14 protein-coding genes and 1 pseudogene are annotated in these 16295 nt (G+C 65.7%); 5 read left to right on the top strand and 10 right to left on the bottom strand.

Translation table 11 applies throughout. The annotated features are described in order from the left end of the window. The first annotated feature begins 115 nt into the window (after positions 1-115). Together phhA and HWX36_RS27910 are read left to right on the top strand one after the other, a co-directional pair. Positions 116-1009: a phenylalanine 4-monooxygenase gene (phhA, locus tag HWX36_RS27915; RefSeq protein ID WP_244136530.1), complete on the top strand. Its 894-nt coding sequence runs from the start codon at positions 116-118 to the stop codon at positions 1007-1009. Positions 1010-1073: 64 nt separating this feature from the next. Then, on the top strand, positions 1074-1451 hold the full coding sequence (locus HWX36_RS27910; RefSeq protein WP_279613403.1) for a 4a-hydroxytetrahydrobiopterin dehydratase: 378 nt from the start codon (positions 1074-1076) through the stop codon (positions 1449-1451). 92 nt (positions 1452-1543) lie between these two features. Here the strand turns inward: HWX36_RS27910 and HWX36_RS27905 are convergent, their stop codons facing one another. After that, complete coding sequence (locus HWX36_RS27905; protein WP_089438903.1) at positions 1544-1774, bottom strand: DUF3717 domain-containing protein; 231 nt, start codon at positions 1772-1774, stop codon at positions 1544-1546. A gap of 122 nt (positions 1775-1896) precedes the next feature. Between HWX36_RS27905 and HWX36_RS27900 the strand changes: the two genes are divergently transcribed. Together HWX36_RS27900 and HWX36_RS27895 are read left to right on the top strand one after the other, a co-directional pair. After that, a complete protein-coding gene (locus tag HWX36_RS27900; protein ID WP_006401494.1) occupies positions 1897-2589 on the top strand; it encodes a response regulator transcription factor in 693 nt (230 codons plus the stop codon). 118 nt (positions 2590-2707) lie between these two features. Next, entirely contained in the window at positions 2708-4192 is a 1485-nt protein-coding gene (locus HWX36_RS27895; protein ID WP_175956626.1) for a sensor histidine kinase, read from the top strand. A gap of 128 nt (positions 4193-4320) precedes the next feature. On the opposite strand, the gene HWX36_RS27890 is transcribed toward HWX36_RS27895, so the two are convergent. The 7 genes and pseudogenes from HWX36_RS27890 to mnmC all read right to left on the bottom strand — a co-directional run bounded on the left by HWX36_RS27890 (position 4321) and on the right by mnmC (position 13216). Then, positions 4321-4851 (bottom strand): SET domain-containing protein-lysine N-methyltransferase, encoded by a 531-nt coding sequence (locus HWX36_RS27890; protein ID WP_175956624.1) that lies wholly within the window; start codon positions 4849-4851, stop codon positions 4321-4323. Between the two features lie 180 nt (positions 4852-5031). Then, entirely contained in the window at positions 5032-6144 is a 1113-nt protein-coding gene (locus HWX36_RS27885; protein WP_175956614.1) for an NADH:flavin oxidoreductase/NADH oxidase, read from the bottom strand. A 224-nt stretch (positions 6145-6368) separates the two neighbouring features. After that, positions 6369-7078: pseudogene (locus tag HWX36_RS27880) on the bottom strand (glutamine amidotransferase). 28 nt (positions 7079-7106) lie between these two features. Continuing rightward, on the bottom strand, positions 7107-7745 hold the full coding sequence (locus HWX36_RS27875; RefSeq protein ID WP_043184842.1) for a MarR family winged helix-turn-helix transcriptional regulator: 639 nt from the start codon (positions 7743-7745) through the stop codon (positions 7107-7109). Positions 7746-8253: 508 nt separating this feature from the next. Beyond that, positions 8254-9369, bottom strand: a complete 1116-nt coding sequence (locus tag HWX36_RS27870) for a YbdK family carboxylate-amine ligase (protein ID WP_021160413.1) — start codon at positions 9367-9369, stop codon at positions 8254-8256. 14 nt (positions 9370-9383) lie between these two features. Beyond that, entirely contained in the window at positions 9384-10598 is a 1215-nt protein-coding gene (locus tag HWX36_RS27865) for a cation:proton antiporter (protein WP_175956611.1), read from the bottom strand. A 671-nt stretch (positions 10599-11269) separates the two neighbouring features. After that, positions 11270-13216, bottom strand: a complete 1947-nt coding sequence (gene mnmC / locus HWX36_RS27860; RefSeq protein ID WP_175956609.1) for a bifunctional tRNA (5-methylaminomethyl-2-thiouridine)(34)-methyltransferase MnmD/FAD-dependent 5-carboxymethylaminomethyl-2-thiouridine(34) oxidoreductase MnmC — start codon at positions 13214-13216, stop codon at positions 11270-11272. A gap of 388 nt (positions 13217-13604) precedes the next feature. On the opposite strand from mnmC, the gene HWX36_RS27855 reads away from it, so the two are divergent. After that, on the top strand, positions 13605-13883 hold the full coding sequence (locus tag HWX36_RS27855; RefSeq protein ID WP_006401505.1) for an HU family DNA-binding protein: 279 nt from the start codon (positions 13605-13607) through the stop codon (positions 13881-13883). Between the two features lie 118 nt (positions 13884-14001). Here the strand turns inward: HWX36_RS27855 and HWX36_RS27850 are convergent, their stop codons facing one another. Together HWX36_RS27850 and HWX36_RS27845 are read right to left on the bottom strand one after the other, a co-directional pair. Beyond that, positions 14002-15327 (bottom strand): GTP-binding protein, encoded by a 1326-nt coding sequence (locus HWX36_RS27850; RefSeq protein ID WP_175956607.1) that lies wholly within the window; start codon positions 15325-15327, stop codon positions 14002-14004. A 159-nt stretch (positions 15328-15486) separates the two neighbouring features. Next, positions 15487-15936, bottom strand: a complete 450-nt coding sequence (locus tag HWX36_RS27845; RefSeq protein ID WP_175956606.1) for a lytic transglycosylase domain-containing protein — start codon at positions 15934-15936, stop codon at positions 15487-15489. Positions 15937-16295: the final 359 nt, after the last annotated feature.

The following is a 16295-nucleotide window of genomic DNA, read 5'->3' as shown; positions in this document are numbered from 1 at the left end:
ATTTGATGCACAATTATCTCATCATCAAGCAAATCAACGCCAATATTGCGCCCATTCCGCGCGCACCCCGCTCTACACTTGCATGGTTCCCAACCGCCACGTGCAGAGCCAGATCATGTCCACCGTCGTCACCGCGAAACTGCAGGAGCAGTTCGATGCGGGCCTCGAAACCCGCGCCGATTTCACCATCGACCAGCCGCTCGCGCATTACGGCCAGGTTGACCACGCGGTGTGGAAGCAGCTCTATGCACGCCAGTCGGCACTGTTGCGCGGGCGCGCGTGCGACGCGTTTGTCGCGGGGCTCGGGAAGATCGACCTGCCGGCCGATCGCGTGCCGTCGTTCGCCGACGTGAACCGCCAGTTGAAGCCGGCAACGGATTGGGAGATCGTCGCGGTGCCGGGCCTCGTGCCCGACCGGGTGTTCTTCGAGCATCTCGCGAACCGGCGCTTCCCCGTCACCTGGTGGATGCGCCGCCCCGACCAGCTCGATTACCTGCAGGAACCCGACTGCTTCCACGACCTGTTCGGCCACGTGCCGCTGCTGATCAACCCGGTGTTCGCGGACTACATGCAGGCGTACGGCCGTACCGCACTCGCGGTCGCCGACGACGAAGCGGCGCTGGCGCGCCTCGCGCGGCTCTACTGGTATACGGTGGAATTCGGGCTGATCCGCGATCCGCGCGGCACGAACGGGCTGTCGATCTACGGCGCCGGAATCGTGTCGAGCAAGGGGGAAAGCCTGTACAGCCTCGAAAGCGCGGCGCCGAACCGGCTCGGCTTCGACCTCGAGCGCGTGATGCGCACGAAGTACCGGATCGACACGTTCCAGAAGACCTATTTCGTGATCGACGATTTCGCCCAGCTGTTCGCGCTCGCCGACCTCGACGGCCGTGCGCTGGCCGACCGGCTGGCGGCGCTGCCCGAGTTCGCAGCCGGCGCGGTGCTCGATACCGATCGCGTGCTGCACCGCGGCACCGGCGAAGGCTGGCCCGACGACGCCGACGCATGACGGTCGAGGGCGCAGGAACGCGCCCCTGGCGGCCTTCCGATCGCCTTCACGCAACTATGAAACAATGACCGGTGCCGGCTTCGCCGCGCGGCGCAGCCGCGCGCGGGCGCCGTTACCGAACGAGAGGTGCAAGATGATCCACAAGCTCACATCAGAAGAACGCAAGACCCGGCTCGAAGGCCTGCCGCTCTGGACGGCCGTACCGGGCCGCGACGCGATCCAGCGCAGCCTGCGCTTCGCCGATTTCAACGACGCGTTCGGTTTCATGACGCGCGTCGCGATCAAGGCGCAGGAAATGAACCACCATCCGGAATGGTTCAACGTGTACAACCGCGTCGACATCACGCTGTCGACCCACGACGCCGACGGCCTGACCGAACGCGACATCGAACTCGCGCTGTTCATCGACCGCGCCGGCGCGCACGCGAAACCCGCCGCCTGAGGCCTTCCTCTACCGCCGCGCGTCTTTCGATGCGCGGCGCGTCAACTTTTCATTTCGATGAACGTTTTCTAGGATGTAGTCAGCGAAAGCCTTCAGCTTTCCAAGCCATCCTTAAGGCGCACGTAAGTCTCGTATGCATTCCGTGCCTTGGGGTCCAAACCTTCCAGTTGCAGCGCGCTTTGGCGCTGTACAATCAGCAGCGCATACGGCTTGGAAAGCGCGCTGGCCTCTTCGCAGAGTTTGAGTTCGTCGCCGCTCGACGGCGAGCGGGCGCGCCAGAAATTGATCGCGGCTTCTAGGTCGTTGATCGAAATATCGGACATGTTTGGATTTAATCGTTCGCTGGCCGCCATGCTTGATGTCAGGTGTTGCGGCGCCCCTGTGGAAACGGCGTCGTGCTGTCCGCGTGCCTGAACCGCCAACCCATTGTACTTGAGCGAACTTCATGCGACTCCTTCTGATTGAAGACGACCGCCCCATCGCACGCGGTATCCAGAGCAGCCTCGAGCAGGCTGGCTTCACCGTCGACATGGTGCACGACGGCATCTTTGCCGAACAGGCGCTGGCACAGAACCGCCACGAACTCGTGATCCTCGACCTCGGCCTGCCGGGCATCGACGGGATGACGCTGCTCACGCGCTTCCGCCAGACCAACCGCCACACGCCCGTCATCGTGCTGACCGCGCGCGACGAGCTGAACGACCGGATCCAGGGCCTGAACTCGGGCGCCGACGACTACATGCTCAAGCCGTTCGAGCCGGCCGAGCTCGAAGCGCGCATCCGCGCGGTGATGCGCCGCAGCGGCCCGCACAGCGACATGCCGCGTCCGGAAGTGTCGCTCGGCGGCGTCCGCCTGTCGGGCGTCGACCGCCGCATCTTCAACGACGACAAGCCGCTCGAACTGTCGCCGCGCGAATTCGCGGTGCTCGAGATGCTGCTGCTGCGCCACGGCCGCGTCGTCAGCAAGGCCCAGCTGCAGGATCACCTCACGCACTTCGGCGGCGATCTCGGCGACACCGCGATCGAAGTCTACGTGCACCGCGTGCGCAAGAAACTCGAGCAGTGCCGTGTCGAAATCGTCACGGTGCGCGGCTTCGGCTACCTGCTGCAGGAAATCCGCCAGACGGCGAGCGTCTGAGCGGCATCGCACGCCGGGCGGCCGCGCGCCGCCCGCGTGTGCGCGCTGCTCCGCGTCGCCGCCCGGCGCAAGACCGCGCCGCTCCCCGTGAGCGGCGCTTATCCATTTGCCCGTCGAAATGTCTCCTGATCCGGCTGTAACCACCAGCCTGCGCCGCTCGCTGCTTCGGCGTCTCGCCGCCCCGCTGTCGATGCTCGCGCTGATGAGCGGCCTGATCGCCTACTGGCTCGCGTGGCAATACACGCAGCACGTGATCGACCGCTCGCTCGCCGATCTCGCGACCGCGATCTCCAAACAGATCCAGATTGCCGGCCCCGACGCGCCGTTCACGGTGCCGCCGCTCGCGCAGGCGATGTTCTCCGATCCCGCCGAGGCGCTGATCTACCGGATCAGCGACGGCGAGCAGGAACTCGCCGGCGATCCGAAGCTGCCGCTGCAGGGCATCAACGTGCGCCGCATGCATCACGCATACGTGTTCGAGGCCGAATACGACAACCGTGCGGTGCGGGTTGCGCAGGTGCGCGTCGACGACGTCGACGGCGGCAAGCCGATGGTCGTGGAGGTCGCGCAGCCGGTGCGGCACCGCTACCGGATCGCGGCCGAATTCCTCGTCGCGATCATGATGCCGCTGCTGTTGCTGCTGCTCGCGGGCTGGGGCATCGTGTGGCGCGTCGTGAACCAGCAGCTCGGCCCGCTCACGCACCTGGCCGATTCGCTGAACCGGCAGACCCACACGTCGCTGGAACCGGTCGACGAAACCGAGGTGCCGCTGGAAATCCGGCCGCTGACGAGCGCGATGAACGCGCTGCTCGGCCGCCTGAAGACCGCGCTCGACGCGCAGCGCAAATTTATCGCCGATGCAGCGCACCAGTTGCGCACGCCGCTCACGGCCGTGAAGCTGCACGCCGAGCAGGCGGCCGTCGCGCGCGACCCGCACCAGACCTACGCTGCCGTGCGCGAGCTGCGCGCGGCGGCCGACCGCGCGGTGCGGCTGTCGAATCAGTTGCTGTCGCTCGCCCGTGCGGAACCGGGCGAACAGGCCGCGCGGTTCGTCGACGTCGACCTCGCGGCGATGGCGTTCGAGACGGGTGCCGAATGGGTACCGCGCGCCCTTGCGTCGCACGTCGACCTCGGCTTCCAGCGCACCGACGATCCCGGTGACGACGGGAAGCTGATCGTGCGCGGGAATCCCGTGCTGTTGCGCGAGGTGATTGCGAACCTGCTCGACAATGCACTGAAGTACGTACCGCTCGCGCGGCCGGACGGCGCACGGATCACGGTAAACGTCGCGCGCGGCGCACTCGAGGACGGCCAGCCGGCCGCCGAGATCGTCGTCGAGGACAATGGCCCCGGCGTGCCCGCCAACCAGCAGGCCGACCTGTTCAAGCGCTTCTTCCGCGGCGACGCGCAAAGCGGCAACGGTGTCGAGACGGGCGCCGGGCTCGGCCTCGCGATCGTGCACGACATCATCGCGATGCACGGCGGCACCGTCTCGTACGAGGATGCATCGGAAGGCGGCTCGCGCTTCGTGGTGAGGGTGCCGCTGACCGCGCGCACCGAGAAGCCGGCCAGCGAAACACCGGCCGCCGCGTCGACGCACTGAGTGGCTCGCGGCGGGCGGCCGCCGCTCGGGCCGCGCGCCGGATGAGGAAGGCGGGAAGCACGGCCGCGCGATGCGGCGGCCTTCTGCTGAAACGGCTGGCGGCAGCGCACGATGGGCCGCCGCCTGCGTCACTTCTTGCTTTTCTTGTCCTTCGACCGGGACTCGGACTTGCCGTCCTTCTTGTTCTTCTTCTTTTTCTTCTTCGCGCTGTCGTCGGGCGTCGCGAGCAGCGTGCCGCGGCACGACGCCGCGCCGCAATGGCACGCGTATTCGCGCTTGAGCGACTTCGTCAGCTTCGCATCGATCACGAGGCCGTAGTCGTAGAACAACTCTTCTTCCGGCCCGATGTCGCGCAGCGCGTGGATGTACACGCGGCCTTTGACTTCCTCGGCTTCGCAGTTCGGCGCGCACGAGTGGTTGATCCAGCGCGCGCTGTTGCCGTCGATCTTGCCGTCGATCACCCCACCCTCGTCCAGTGCGAAGTAGAACGTATGGTTCGGTTCGCTCGGGTCGTGCGGGTGGCGGCGCAGCGCCTCCTTCCACGAAATTCGTTCGCCCTTGTATTCCACTACGCGCTCGCCGGCCTTGATCGGCGCCACGGCGAACACGCCCTTGCCGTGTACTCCCGAGCGGCGCACCGCGATCCTGCGTGAACTCATCGAACGAATCCTTGTGAAGACGACTTGAATGGAATGCAGCCGCGATCGCGGCCTGGCGTCGCGCCAAACGAAAACGCGGCACCGGTCGGTGCCGCGTCGGGGCATGCGGCGGATTACCCGCATCCTACACGTTCACGATTGCTTCGTTCAACATCACGCTCAATATTGCGCGCGCGGCGCTCAACGCTGGCCGAATGCGATGTCGCCGAACAACGCCTTGTGCTCGCGCGGCTGCGAGCGCCAGTATTGCGGCGGCGCCGTCACCTGCGCGCCGAGCTCGGCCGCCGCGTGCCACGGCCAGCGCGGGTCGTACAGCATCGCACGCGCCATCGCGATGAAATCGGCATCGCCGGCCTCGATCAGCCGGTTCGCATGCGCGGGCTCGTTGATCAGGCCGACGGCGATCGTCGGCATGCCGACCGCGCGCTTCACGGCCTGCGCGAACGGTACCTGGTAGCCGGGCGACAGCGGAATCTTCTGCAACGGCGACACACCGCCGGACGACACGTCGATCCAGTCACAGCCGCGGCGCTTCAGTTCGTGCGCGAACGCGATCGTATCGTCGAGCTCCCAGCCGCCTTCGACCCAGTCGGTCGCGGACACGCGCACGCCGACCGGCCGGTCTTCGGGAAACGCCGCGCGCACGATCTCGAAGATCTCCAGCGGAAAGCGCATGCGATTTTCGCGCGAGCCGCCGTATTCGTCCGTGCGCCGGTTCGCGAGCGGCGACAGGAACTGGTGCAGCAGGTAGCCGTGTGCCGCGTGCACCTCGATCGCATCGATGCCGAGCCGTGCCGCCCGCTTCGCCGCGGCCGCGAACGCTTCGCGGATCCGGTTGAGGCCCGCGGCATCGAGGGCGAGCGGCGGCGTCTCGCCATCCTTGTGCGGCACGGCCGACGGCGCATGCGGCAACCAGCCGCCGTCGGCGACGGACACGAGCTGACCGCCCTGCCAGGGCACGTTGCTCGACGCCTTGCGCCCCGCGTGCGACAACTGCATCGCGACGCGGACCGGCGAATGCTTGCGGATCGCGGCCAACACGGGCTTGAGCGCGGCTTCGGTCACGTCGTCCCAGAGGCCGAGGTCGCCATGCGTGATGCGCCCGTCGGGTTCCACGGCGGTCGCCTCGATGCAGAGCAGCCCCGCGCCCGACAATGCGAGATGGCCAAGGTGAATCATGTGCCAGTCGGTCGCCTCGCCGCGTTCGGCCGAGTACTGGCACATCGGGGAGATCACGATACGGTTCGGAAGGGTCACGCCGCGCAGCGTGAACGGGGAAAACAGCGCAGTCATGGAGGCCGCTCGCCAGGAAGGGAAAGAGCGAACGAGCGTAGCACGCAGGCCGCAAGCGTGCTGACGGCGCACCCGGCAGTAAGCGGATGGTCAGGTGCGGCCGGCAGTGGGTTGCCGGCGATGCGGGAAAGGTGGCAAACAGCGCGCATACGGCGATGCGCCGGCCTGCAACGGATGCGGGCCGGGCAACCCGTTCGCGGCGAACGGCAGCGTCGCTGACGGCGTCAGAGTCCGACGCTGTCGAGCCACTCCGCGAACATGCGCCGCGCGGCCGCTTCGAGCCCGGGGCCGTACTGGGCGGTATCGGCGCGCAACTGGCGCGCGTCGATGCCGGGCGTCGCCGCGATTTCGCCGGCGTTCGCGATCAGCCACGGTTCGAAGCGGTCGGTGCGAATTTCCGGATGGCATTGCAGCGCCAGCACATGCCGGCCCCATGCGAATGCCTGGTGACGGCAGGCCGGTGTCGACGCGAGATGAATCGCCCCGCCCGGCAGGTCGAACGTGTCGCCATGCCAGTGCAGCATCGACGTCGCCGCGCCATCGAGATGGCGCAGCGGCGATGCGCGCCGGCATCGGTGAGCGTCAGCGGCGCCCAGCCGAGTTCGTGCTGCGCGGCCGGATAGACACGCGCACCGAGCGCCCTGGCGATGAACTGCGAGCCGAGGCAGATCCCGAGGATCGGCAGCCCGGCGTCGATGCGCTTGCGCACGAGCGCCGCGAGCGGCGCGATCGTCGGATACTGCGCATCGTCGTACACGCTGAGCGGCCCGCCGAGCACGACGAGGAGCGACGGCTCGAGCACGTCGAGCACCTCGACCCGCGACGACCCGACGTCGACGTAGCGCACCCGCCGGCCTCGTTCGCCGAGCACCTGCTCGAAGCTCCCGAGATCCTCGAAATGCACGTGGCGGATCGCCACGACTTCAGCGTTCATCATCGGCCTCCCGGTCGATCGACGGACGTCAGCCTGCGAAAATCTTCCAGGTCTTCTTCTGCGTCGCCGCGTCGGCTTCTTCCTGCACGGAGCAGTCGAGACGCAGATCGCTGTCGGACATCGAGATATCGAGCGCCGCGCAGTGATGCACGGTCTTCTTCGACAGCTTGCCCGGCTGGAAGTGGGCGCACGTCACGCACATGCGCTGCGGCGGCGTCGCACCGGCCACCTGCAGTTCGCGCAGCGTCTTCAGCAGCGCGCGATACAGCGCGCCCTGCTCGTCCGCGCCGAGCTTGCCGACCGCTTTCGTCAGGAATTCAGGCCATTGCAGCGCCTTCTTCGCGGCCGTCCGGCCGCGAGCCGACAGGCGCACGGCCAGGGCGCGGCCGTCGTCCAGCGCACGGCGCTTCTCGACGAGACCCTTGGTCTCGAGCGTGCTCACCGCATCGCTCGTGGTCGCTGCGGTCAGCTGCGTCTCGCGCGCGATCTCGCCGAGCCGCATCGGGCCCTTGCGCTGCAGCAGCAGCACGAGAATCTCGCCCTGCGTCGGCGTGAGGCCCGCGCCTTCCGCCCAATCCCATGCCTGGCTTCGCATGGCCGTACTCAACCGCAGCAGGCTGTGGGTCACACGTCCCGAAGCCTGGTTCCCGTAAACGCCTTCGCTCATAGTCTTTTCGCTTTGCCGCCGCCCGGTTTGCCGAGCGGCCGTAGTGTGGAGATCGAATGTCTATCTCAAAACAGACACGCTCTTGCGAGTGCATCAGCACGGCCGTCGCGAGGGCACACGCGGCGGTCGCGTTCGCGGCGACCGGTAAGACACGCATCGTTCCGGTGTCCGCAAAGCCGACATTCTAAGCGAGAGCGGAAAATCGCACAGCTAAGTTATCCCCTTCATTCTGTGGAAAATCACTGGATAACCAAAATTTTTCGTTGTGCCTGCAATGCCGGACACCCGCCGAACGGTGCATGCGAACATTTTCCTGTTCGGATCGGCCATCGGGCCAAGCGCAATGATCCACCGGGTTATCCCGCGCACAGATCGTTGACTTTGCAGCGGAATATCAGGTTATCCACAGATTTTCAGGACAACCGGCAACGATTTCGGCCGCAATCGGGGCCGCCGGTCGTTCAGTGAATCGCGACTCGGTCGAGCCCGTAATCTGCAAAACATTTTTTCACTCGCGCCAACGTAAGCACTGCTGGCGGACCGTTTCATTGAGCGATTTTTCCTGTTTGAAAACGGTTCTCAACCACGATGCGTCGTTCACGCGCGCCTGGGCGAGCGCGCCGATCTCGTCGAGTGCCGCGCGCGAACCGAGCGCGGCCGCATGCGGCGCGATCCGGTCGAGCGTGTCGAGGATGTCTTCGGCGATCGTGCGGCGCTCACCCGTCTGAGGATTCACGCAGGTGCCCTCGAGCCCGAAGCGGCACGCCTCGAAGCGGTTGAACGTGTAGACGAGGTAGTCGTCCTCGGACAGCTTCAGCGGCCGGTCGGTCAGCAGGTAGCGCGCGAGCGTCTGGATGTAGCAGGCGATCGCCGCCGCACGGTCGACCGACAGCGGCGTGTCCATCACGCGCACCTCGATCGTCCCGTAGCCCGGTTTCGGCCGGATGTCCCAGTAGAAATCCTTCATCGAGTTGACGACACCGGTGTTCACCATCTTCGTGAAGTACTCCTCGAAGCTGTCCCAGGTCAGCACGAACGGCGCGCGGCCCGACAGCGGGAACGCGAACACCGAATTCAGGCGTGCCGAATGGAAGCCGGTGTCGACGTTCTGCACGAACGGCGACGACGCGGACAGCGCGATGAAGTGCGGAATGAAGCGCGACATCGAGTGCAGCAGGAACAGCGCGCTGTCCGGATCGGGGCAGCCGATGTGCACGTGCTGGCCGAACACGGTGAACTGCTTGGCGAGATAGCCGTACAGCTCGGAGATGTACTGGAAGCGCGGGGCATCGTAGATCTGCCGGTCGCTCCATTGCTGGAACGCATGCGTGCCGCCGCCGGCCAGCCCGACGTTGAGCTGGTCGGCCGCCTTCACGAGCACGTCGCGGATCGCGTGCAGCTCGCTCACCGCCTGCTCGTGCGAATGGCAGATGCCGGTCGACAGCTCGATCATGCTTTCGGTGATTTCGGGCGTGATGTTGCCCGGAAAGGTCTCGCCCTGGATCAGGCGCATCAGGTCGGATGCCGCTTTGGTCAGGTCGTAGTTGTGCGTGTTGACGACCTGGATCTCCAGTTCGACGCCGAACGTAAACGGTTCGGAATTGACGAAGGTTTCGAGTGCCATGGCAGGTTCCGGAATCAGTTGCTGTCGCTGCGCTCACCGACCGCCGACAGGCAGCGGTACACGATGAACGGGCTGACGAGCTGCAGGATCACGATCGTGCACATCACGATCGCGCGCAGGTGCGGGTCGAAATTCGGATAGAGCTGGTAGGTGTCGTCGACGAGCAGGTACGACAGCGCGGACATCGGCGTAAGCGCAATGCCGAGCGCGATGCCCTGTTTCATCCCGATGCCGCTCGGCTTCGCGAACGCGACGACGCCGGTCAGCTTCGCGACGAGCCGCGTGACGATCAGCACGATCGCGAGCAGCCCGCCGAGCGCGATGTCGCCCCACGTGAACGACGTGAGCGTCAGCACGAACAGGACCACCGTCAGCAGCCAGCCGGCCGTGCCGAAGTGCTCGGGCCACAGCTGCGGACGCGCTTCGAGGTTCTTCACGATGATGCCCGCGAGCAGCAGCGTGAGCAGCGTCGACAGCTTCAGCGCCTGGGCCACCGCGATCGCCAGCATCACGAGCCCGAACAGCGCGACGAACGAATGCTCGTCGCGCATCGTCGACGTCATGTGGCGGAACAGGAAATTGCACGAACGCGCGACGAGGTACGCGACGATGAACGAGCCGGCGATCAGGTAGAGCGGCTGCAGGATCGTCGCGAAAACGTTGCCGTACGCCTCCTGGTGGAGCCAGCTCGTCACGAGCTTGGTCAGCACGATCGCGTACACGCTGTTGAGCGCGGTGAGCGTGATGAGACGCTGCGACACCTGCCCTTCCGCGCGCAGTTCGGTCTTGAGCTGGATCACCATCGACGGCGACGTCGCGATCGCGATTGCCGCCAGCACCACCGCGACCATCCCCGACACGCCGAGCGCAAGCATCACGAACAGCACGAGCACGAACGTCAGCGTGGCTTCGGCGAGGCTCGACGCGATGAGCCACGGATTGCGCCGGATCCAGCGCAGGTCGAGGCGGCTGCCGAGCTCGAACAGCAAGAGGCCCAGCGCGACGTCGATCAGCAGTCGCGACGTTTCGTCGGTGCTTGCATCGATCACGCCGAATCCGAACGACCCGGCGACGAGACCGATCACCGCATAACCGGTGATGCGAGGCAGACGCCATGCGCGATAGCAAAGCTCGCCACACAGGCCGGCCGCAAACAGCGCGAGCCCGGCCCAGAACACGGCATCCGGCGTAAGCGGCCAGTTGGGCAGGAATGAGAACGCCGACTTCATCGTGGTGACTTCTCCTTTGGAAGCGACCGCCAGCGACACGGGGTCAAGCGTCAGAAATGGATGCGCGCCGGCTGGGTATCGCCCCGAATGTGATTGTTGTGTCGACGACGGCGGGACATGGGATCCGCCTTTTCCGCCACAGGGCGGAAAGTCGTTCAGGTTGCCGATCTGGATTGTCGGCCTGGTGTGTGAACGGACTGCGCAGTCTCGAAGATTCAGATTCGAAATCGTGCCGACCGTTCCATTGAAGCATGTCCGGCGCCTGGCCGGATGAACGCGAAGGAAACCGATTGTGCCACAGCTTTTTCGGTCTGGAACCCATTGAATCGACTCGCGGCGCTGTGCGGCACCGCAGCCCTTTGGTTTCAAAGGTTTACCTGTATATATACGTAGTAGAAGTTAACAAAGGACGCACAGTTCTGTGGATAACTTCGGTTTACGTTGACGTATCAAGGTGTTGCAGAACCCATAACCCGTTGCACAGACTGTTCGCGCACAGCGGTTTGAGTTGAGCAACTTTCGGGCCGACTCACAGCTGTGCCGAGTTGCCCAGTTTACGTCCACTGTGATTACACACGAAGTGCGCGCGGATTTCGCGCGGTTATCCACAGTGCCGCGTGGATAACCTTGCGCAAAAAAGTCGGGAAACTGTGAGCGGATCGAGTGAGCGATCAGCCGGCCTGGCCGACGCGGCGTGCGCGCAACGCGCGGATCAGGAAGCGTGCGGGGTCGACGGCATCGGCGAGTTCGCGCTCGAGCGGCCACGGCTCGCCTTCGAGTTGCGAGGCAATCAGTTCGGCGCCGAGCGCGGCCCATACGAGTCCGCGCGAGCCGAAGCCGAATGCGCCGTAGAGCCCGGGCATGCGCGGCAGGTCGCGCGCCTGCGCACCGCGCAGTGCGCGTGCATGGGCGACGGCGCCCGCTTCGTCCGCGAGCGGGCCGAGCAGCGGCAGGCGGTCGCCGACGACCCAGCGGAACGCGACGCGGCCGCGCAGTGTGCCGGTGTCCGGCAGGTCGCCGATCAGGCCCGGCAGCAGATGCCGCACGCGCTCGAGGTTTTCGAGGTGGCCGGCCGCGCGCAGCGCGGGATCGATGTCGTCGGGTTCGAACGTCGCGCCGATCAGCAGCGCGCCGTCGTCGAGCGGCACCGCGTAACCGTCGCCGATCGTCGGGCACGGCAGCGGTGCCGTGCTGCCGGCTGGCAGCAACGTGAGCTGGCCGCGCACCGGCTGCAGCGCGACATGCTGCAGCCCGGCGAGACGCGCGGCGTCGCCGGCATTCGCGAGCACGACGACGGGCGCGTCGGCCAGCGTGCCGCCCGTATCGTCGAGTGCATGCCATGCGTCGCCCCGACGTTCGAGTTTTGCAACGCGGGTGGATGCGAGCAAGCGCACGCGCTCGCCGGCCGCCGCATATTGGGCCGCGCAAAGGCCGGCCGGCCAGACGGCGCCGCCGTGCGGAAACAGCAGGCCGCCCTGCGCGACCGGCAGGTTCAGATGAGCGCGCGCGGCATCGACGTCGAGCAACGACACGTAGTCGGACGGCGCACCGAACGCATCGAAGGCATCGCGCATCCGTTCGAAGTCGTCGGCCGATTCGGCGAGATGGATCATCCCGTGCGTGCTGCGCGCGAATGCATGGCCGGCGCGTTCGAGTGCGCGCCAGCGCGCGATCGCATGCAGGAAGCCGCTGCGCGTGAGCCGGCTCGCGACGTTGTCGTCGCGTGTCATCAATGGATGGAATACGCCGGCCGGATTGCCCGACGCTTCGCTCGCGATGCGGTCGTGCCGCTCGATCAGCGTGACTTCCCAGCCGCGCGCGGCCAGGCGTTCGACGACCGCGCACCCTGCCAGGCCTGCGCCGATCACGATCGCGCGACGCGTCGCGACAGGCAAGGCGAGCGGCGGCTCGTGCCGGCGCGCGCGCCAGCGCGGCGCATATTCGCCGACGAGCAGATCGTCGGCCTCGCGAGACGTGAAACCCGATGTGTCGAGCGCGTGTTTCAACGCGTCCGAATGCGCATGCGCTGCAAACGTTGCGTGTTCGCCGGCGATTTTCGAGAGCGCACGGACCACGCCGGTCGACTGGAGATCCGCGTCGCTCGATGATGTGAGGCCGTCGAGACAGAACGCGTCGGCGCGCGCAACGATCCTGCCCAGCATGTCGATCGCATCGCCGAACGCGAGCGTGAGCACCACGCGCCCTTCGTCGAATTCGAGCCGGTGCAGCCCTGGCACAAGCATCGGCCACGCGTCGGCAAGGGCATCGACTTCCGCCGATATGGTTGTGTCAGCAACGATATGCGAAGCTGCGCGGCGCAGGTCGTCGCGCGCAAACGGATGCGGTTCGACTGCGACAAAATGCAGCCGCTCGCAGCGCGCGGGATCGTCGCGCCACGCGGCCCAGGCCGCGAGGAAGCTGCCGCCCGCGCCGAATCCGGTCGCCACGATCGTGAACGTGCGGCGGCCCTGCCAGCGCGCCGGCAGCCCGTTGCCCGCGACGAACACGCGATGCGCAAGTGCGCCTGATGCGCTGCGCTGGAGATCGCCGAACTCGGGCGAGACGAGCGTGCCGTCGTCGCGAAGCGCGAGCGTGGCGGGAACAAGTCGGTCGGTCATGCGAAACAAAAAACGTGGCAGCCAAGCCTGGCAAGGGATTGCGCGGGGCCGTCCGACCGGTCGTTGGAAAAAGCCAACGGCGCGGCGCACGGGCGGACCGCGCTGCGTATCCTGTCCGGTTGGCGCGGGTCAAAAAACGGGCAGTCGGTGATTCATTCGGCGAAATACCGATGAAAATCTTTGAAACCCTTGTCGTTATTGGGTTTGCGCTGCGCTATCATAGCAACGCCGTACCGCGGGGTGGCCGCCGGCTAACCGGAGGGCGCGTCGCGCGGGCCAGGATTCGGCGCTGTGTCGTCGGAGTCTGACTCTCGACGGCACGGTTCGCGCACGTATAATCGGCGCGTTCGCGCTGTTCGTGTCAACCTAACCTGATAAAGGAACCTTAATGAACAAACAGGAACTGATCGACGCCGTCGCCGCCCAAACGGGCGCCAGCAAGGCTCAAACCGGCGAAACGCTGGACACGCTGCTCGAAGTCATCAAGAAGGCCGTGTCGAAGGGTGATGCGGTTCAGCTGATCGGCTTCGGCAGCTTCGGTTCGGGCAAGCGCGCAGCACGTACGGGCCGCAACCCGAAGACCGGCGAAACCATCAAGATCCCGGCAGCCAAGACGGTCAAGTTCACGGCTGGCAAGGCGTTCAAGGACGCCGTCAACAAGCGTTAAACCAGCGCCTGTTCCAAGAAAAACCCGCCTTTCGGCGGGTTTTTTGTTGGGCGCGCGCGGCATTTTCGCCACAGTCCGCGCCCCTCTTGCAAGATTTAACGGTTGTTTTTACAACGCGTTACGCATGCACGATCTGCGTGTCGCCGTGATCGTCGTCGTCGTGCGAATCGACATCCCACGCCGGGAACGGATCGTCGAACGCCTGCCATCCGGCCGCGCCGAGCGCGAATTCCGCATCGGTCAGCAGGCACGCGTCGAGCTTCGCGCGCCATGCCTTCGCGTCGAGCGCGATGCCGATCAGCACGAGTTCCTGCCGGCGGTCGCCCACCGCGCGATCGTCGAGATCGCCGTGCCATTCGGCGCGGATTTCGCCGAGCAGCTCGTCGTCGTCCGGCCACTCCGCGCGATCCTGCGCCGCCCACCAGAGCCCCGCCGGGCCATGCCGGCATACGCCGCCCGCCTGCGACAGCGAACCCGCGATGTCGTTTCGCGTCGCGAGCCAGAAGAAGCCCTTGCTGCGCAGCACGCCCGGCCACTCCTGGTGCAGCAGCGCCCAGAGTCGAGCCGGATGAAACGGCCGGCGTGCACGGTAAACAAAATTGCCGATGCCGAATTCGTCGGCTTCGCTGTGCACATGCGCATGATGTTCGTCATGGCCGTCCGGGTCGTCGCGATGCGCGTGATCGTGATCGTGATCGTGATCGAGCGACGCGAGCCAGCCCGGTGCGTTCGCGGCCTCGTCGAAATCGAAGCGGCCCGTGTTCAGCACTTCGTCGAGCGGCACGTTGCCGAACGTCGACACAACCTGGTGCGCGCGCGGATTGAGTCGCGCAAGAATGTGCTGCAGGCGTGCAAGGTCGTCCGCGTCGACGAGGTCGGCCTTGTTGATCACCAGCACGTCGCAGAACTCGATCTGCTCGATCAGCAGCTCGACGAGCGTGCGGTCGTCCTCTTCCGATGCGGCGATGCCGCGCGCCGCGAGCGCATCGTCCGAGCCGTAGTCGCGCAGGAAGTTGTACGCGTCGACCACGGTGACGAGCGTGTCAAGCTGCGCGACCTTCGACAGCGACGTGCCGTCGTCGTCGACGAACGTGAAGGTTTCGGCGATCGGCATCGGCTCCGCGATTCCGGTCGATTCGATCAAGATCGCGTCGAAGCGGCCTTCGGACGCGAGCGTGCGGATCTCGACGAGCAGGTCGTCGCGCAGCGTGCAGCAGATGCAGCCGTTCGACATCTCGACGAGGCGTTCCTCGACGTGCGACAGCGCCTGTGCGTCGCGCACGAGCGATGCGTCGATGTTGACCGCCGCGAGATCGTTGACGATCACGGCGACTTTCAGGCCCGCGCGGTTCGCGAGGATGTGATTGAGCAGCGTGGTCTTGCCGGCGCCGAGGAAGCCGGACAGCACGGTGACGGGCAACGGCTGGTTCATTGCCGGATTCATAGCGATATGCACCAACGGAAAGATTGAAAAAGCGGCCGCGACGCCCTTCCGGGGCGCGATCGTCCCGCGGGCGGGCGAAATTGCGGCGTGAGATCCGCATTGTGCATCAAACGCGCGCCGGCCGGCCGGTACGGCGTCAGGCCGCGCTGCGGCGCCGCGTCATTGCGCGGGCGGCAGCAGCTTCCACTGGGTCAGGATGCCGGCGATCTGCCGCGCGTACTTGTCGCGCAGCGACGGAGTTTCCGAATGATAGGCGCCGACGGCCTGCCACGTGTTGCCGTAGCGGTTCATCTTCTGCTTGAGATGCCACGCGGCGATGTACACGTTCTTGCACGGCTCCATCAGCGTATCGCGGCCGATCCCGTAGCGCGACAGCGTCGGCAGGTGGATCGAATTGATCTGCATCAGGCCGTAGTCGACCGAGCCGTTGGTGTTCTTGTTCAGCGCGCCGGGCCGGTTGCGCGACTCCTGCCACGCGATCGCGCGCAGGATCAGCGGATTGACCTGCTGATATTTGGCCGCTTCGTCGAAACAGTCAGCGCGAGCGTTCGCGCTGGCGAAACACACGCCGGCGGCGATCAACGCGATCGAAACGAACCGTCTGTTCATGGTGCGAAATCGACAAGAAAATACGTGAGGGTGGGGAAAACCCGCGCCTGTTATTCGTGCGACAAGAATCATGCCGCACGTATCATACCGACAGTCCGTCAGCTTGAGACATACAGGAATACGGCAGCCCGGTTATACCGCATTTCCGTGTCGATTCATCGTGAAATGGCGGCGATGGTCGGCATGCCGGGGATAGCACGGAATATTACATATTCCATACGGTTCGCCGGATACATGTCGTATGTGAGACAGTCTTCGGATCAATGTGATATTTCGGACATGAAAAACTGCTAATGTCGCCTCTTTCGGACTTGGATCCCAGCACTACCGCCGGAAGTGGCCTGAGCCGGCATCGACCC

This window comes from Burkholderia sp. BCC0405 (assembly GCF_902833075.1).
Classification (GTDB): Bacteria; Pseudomonadota; Gammaproteobacteria; order Burkholderiales; family Burkholderiaceae; genus Burkholderia.
The sequence above is the reverse complement of the archived record's forward strand: the minus strand, read 5'-3'. Positions and strand labels throughout refer to the sequence as shown.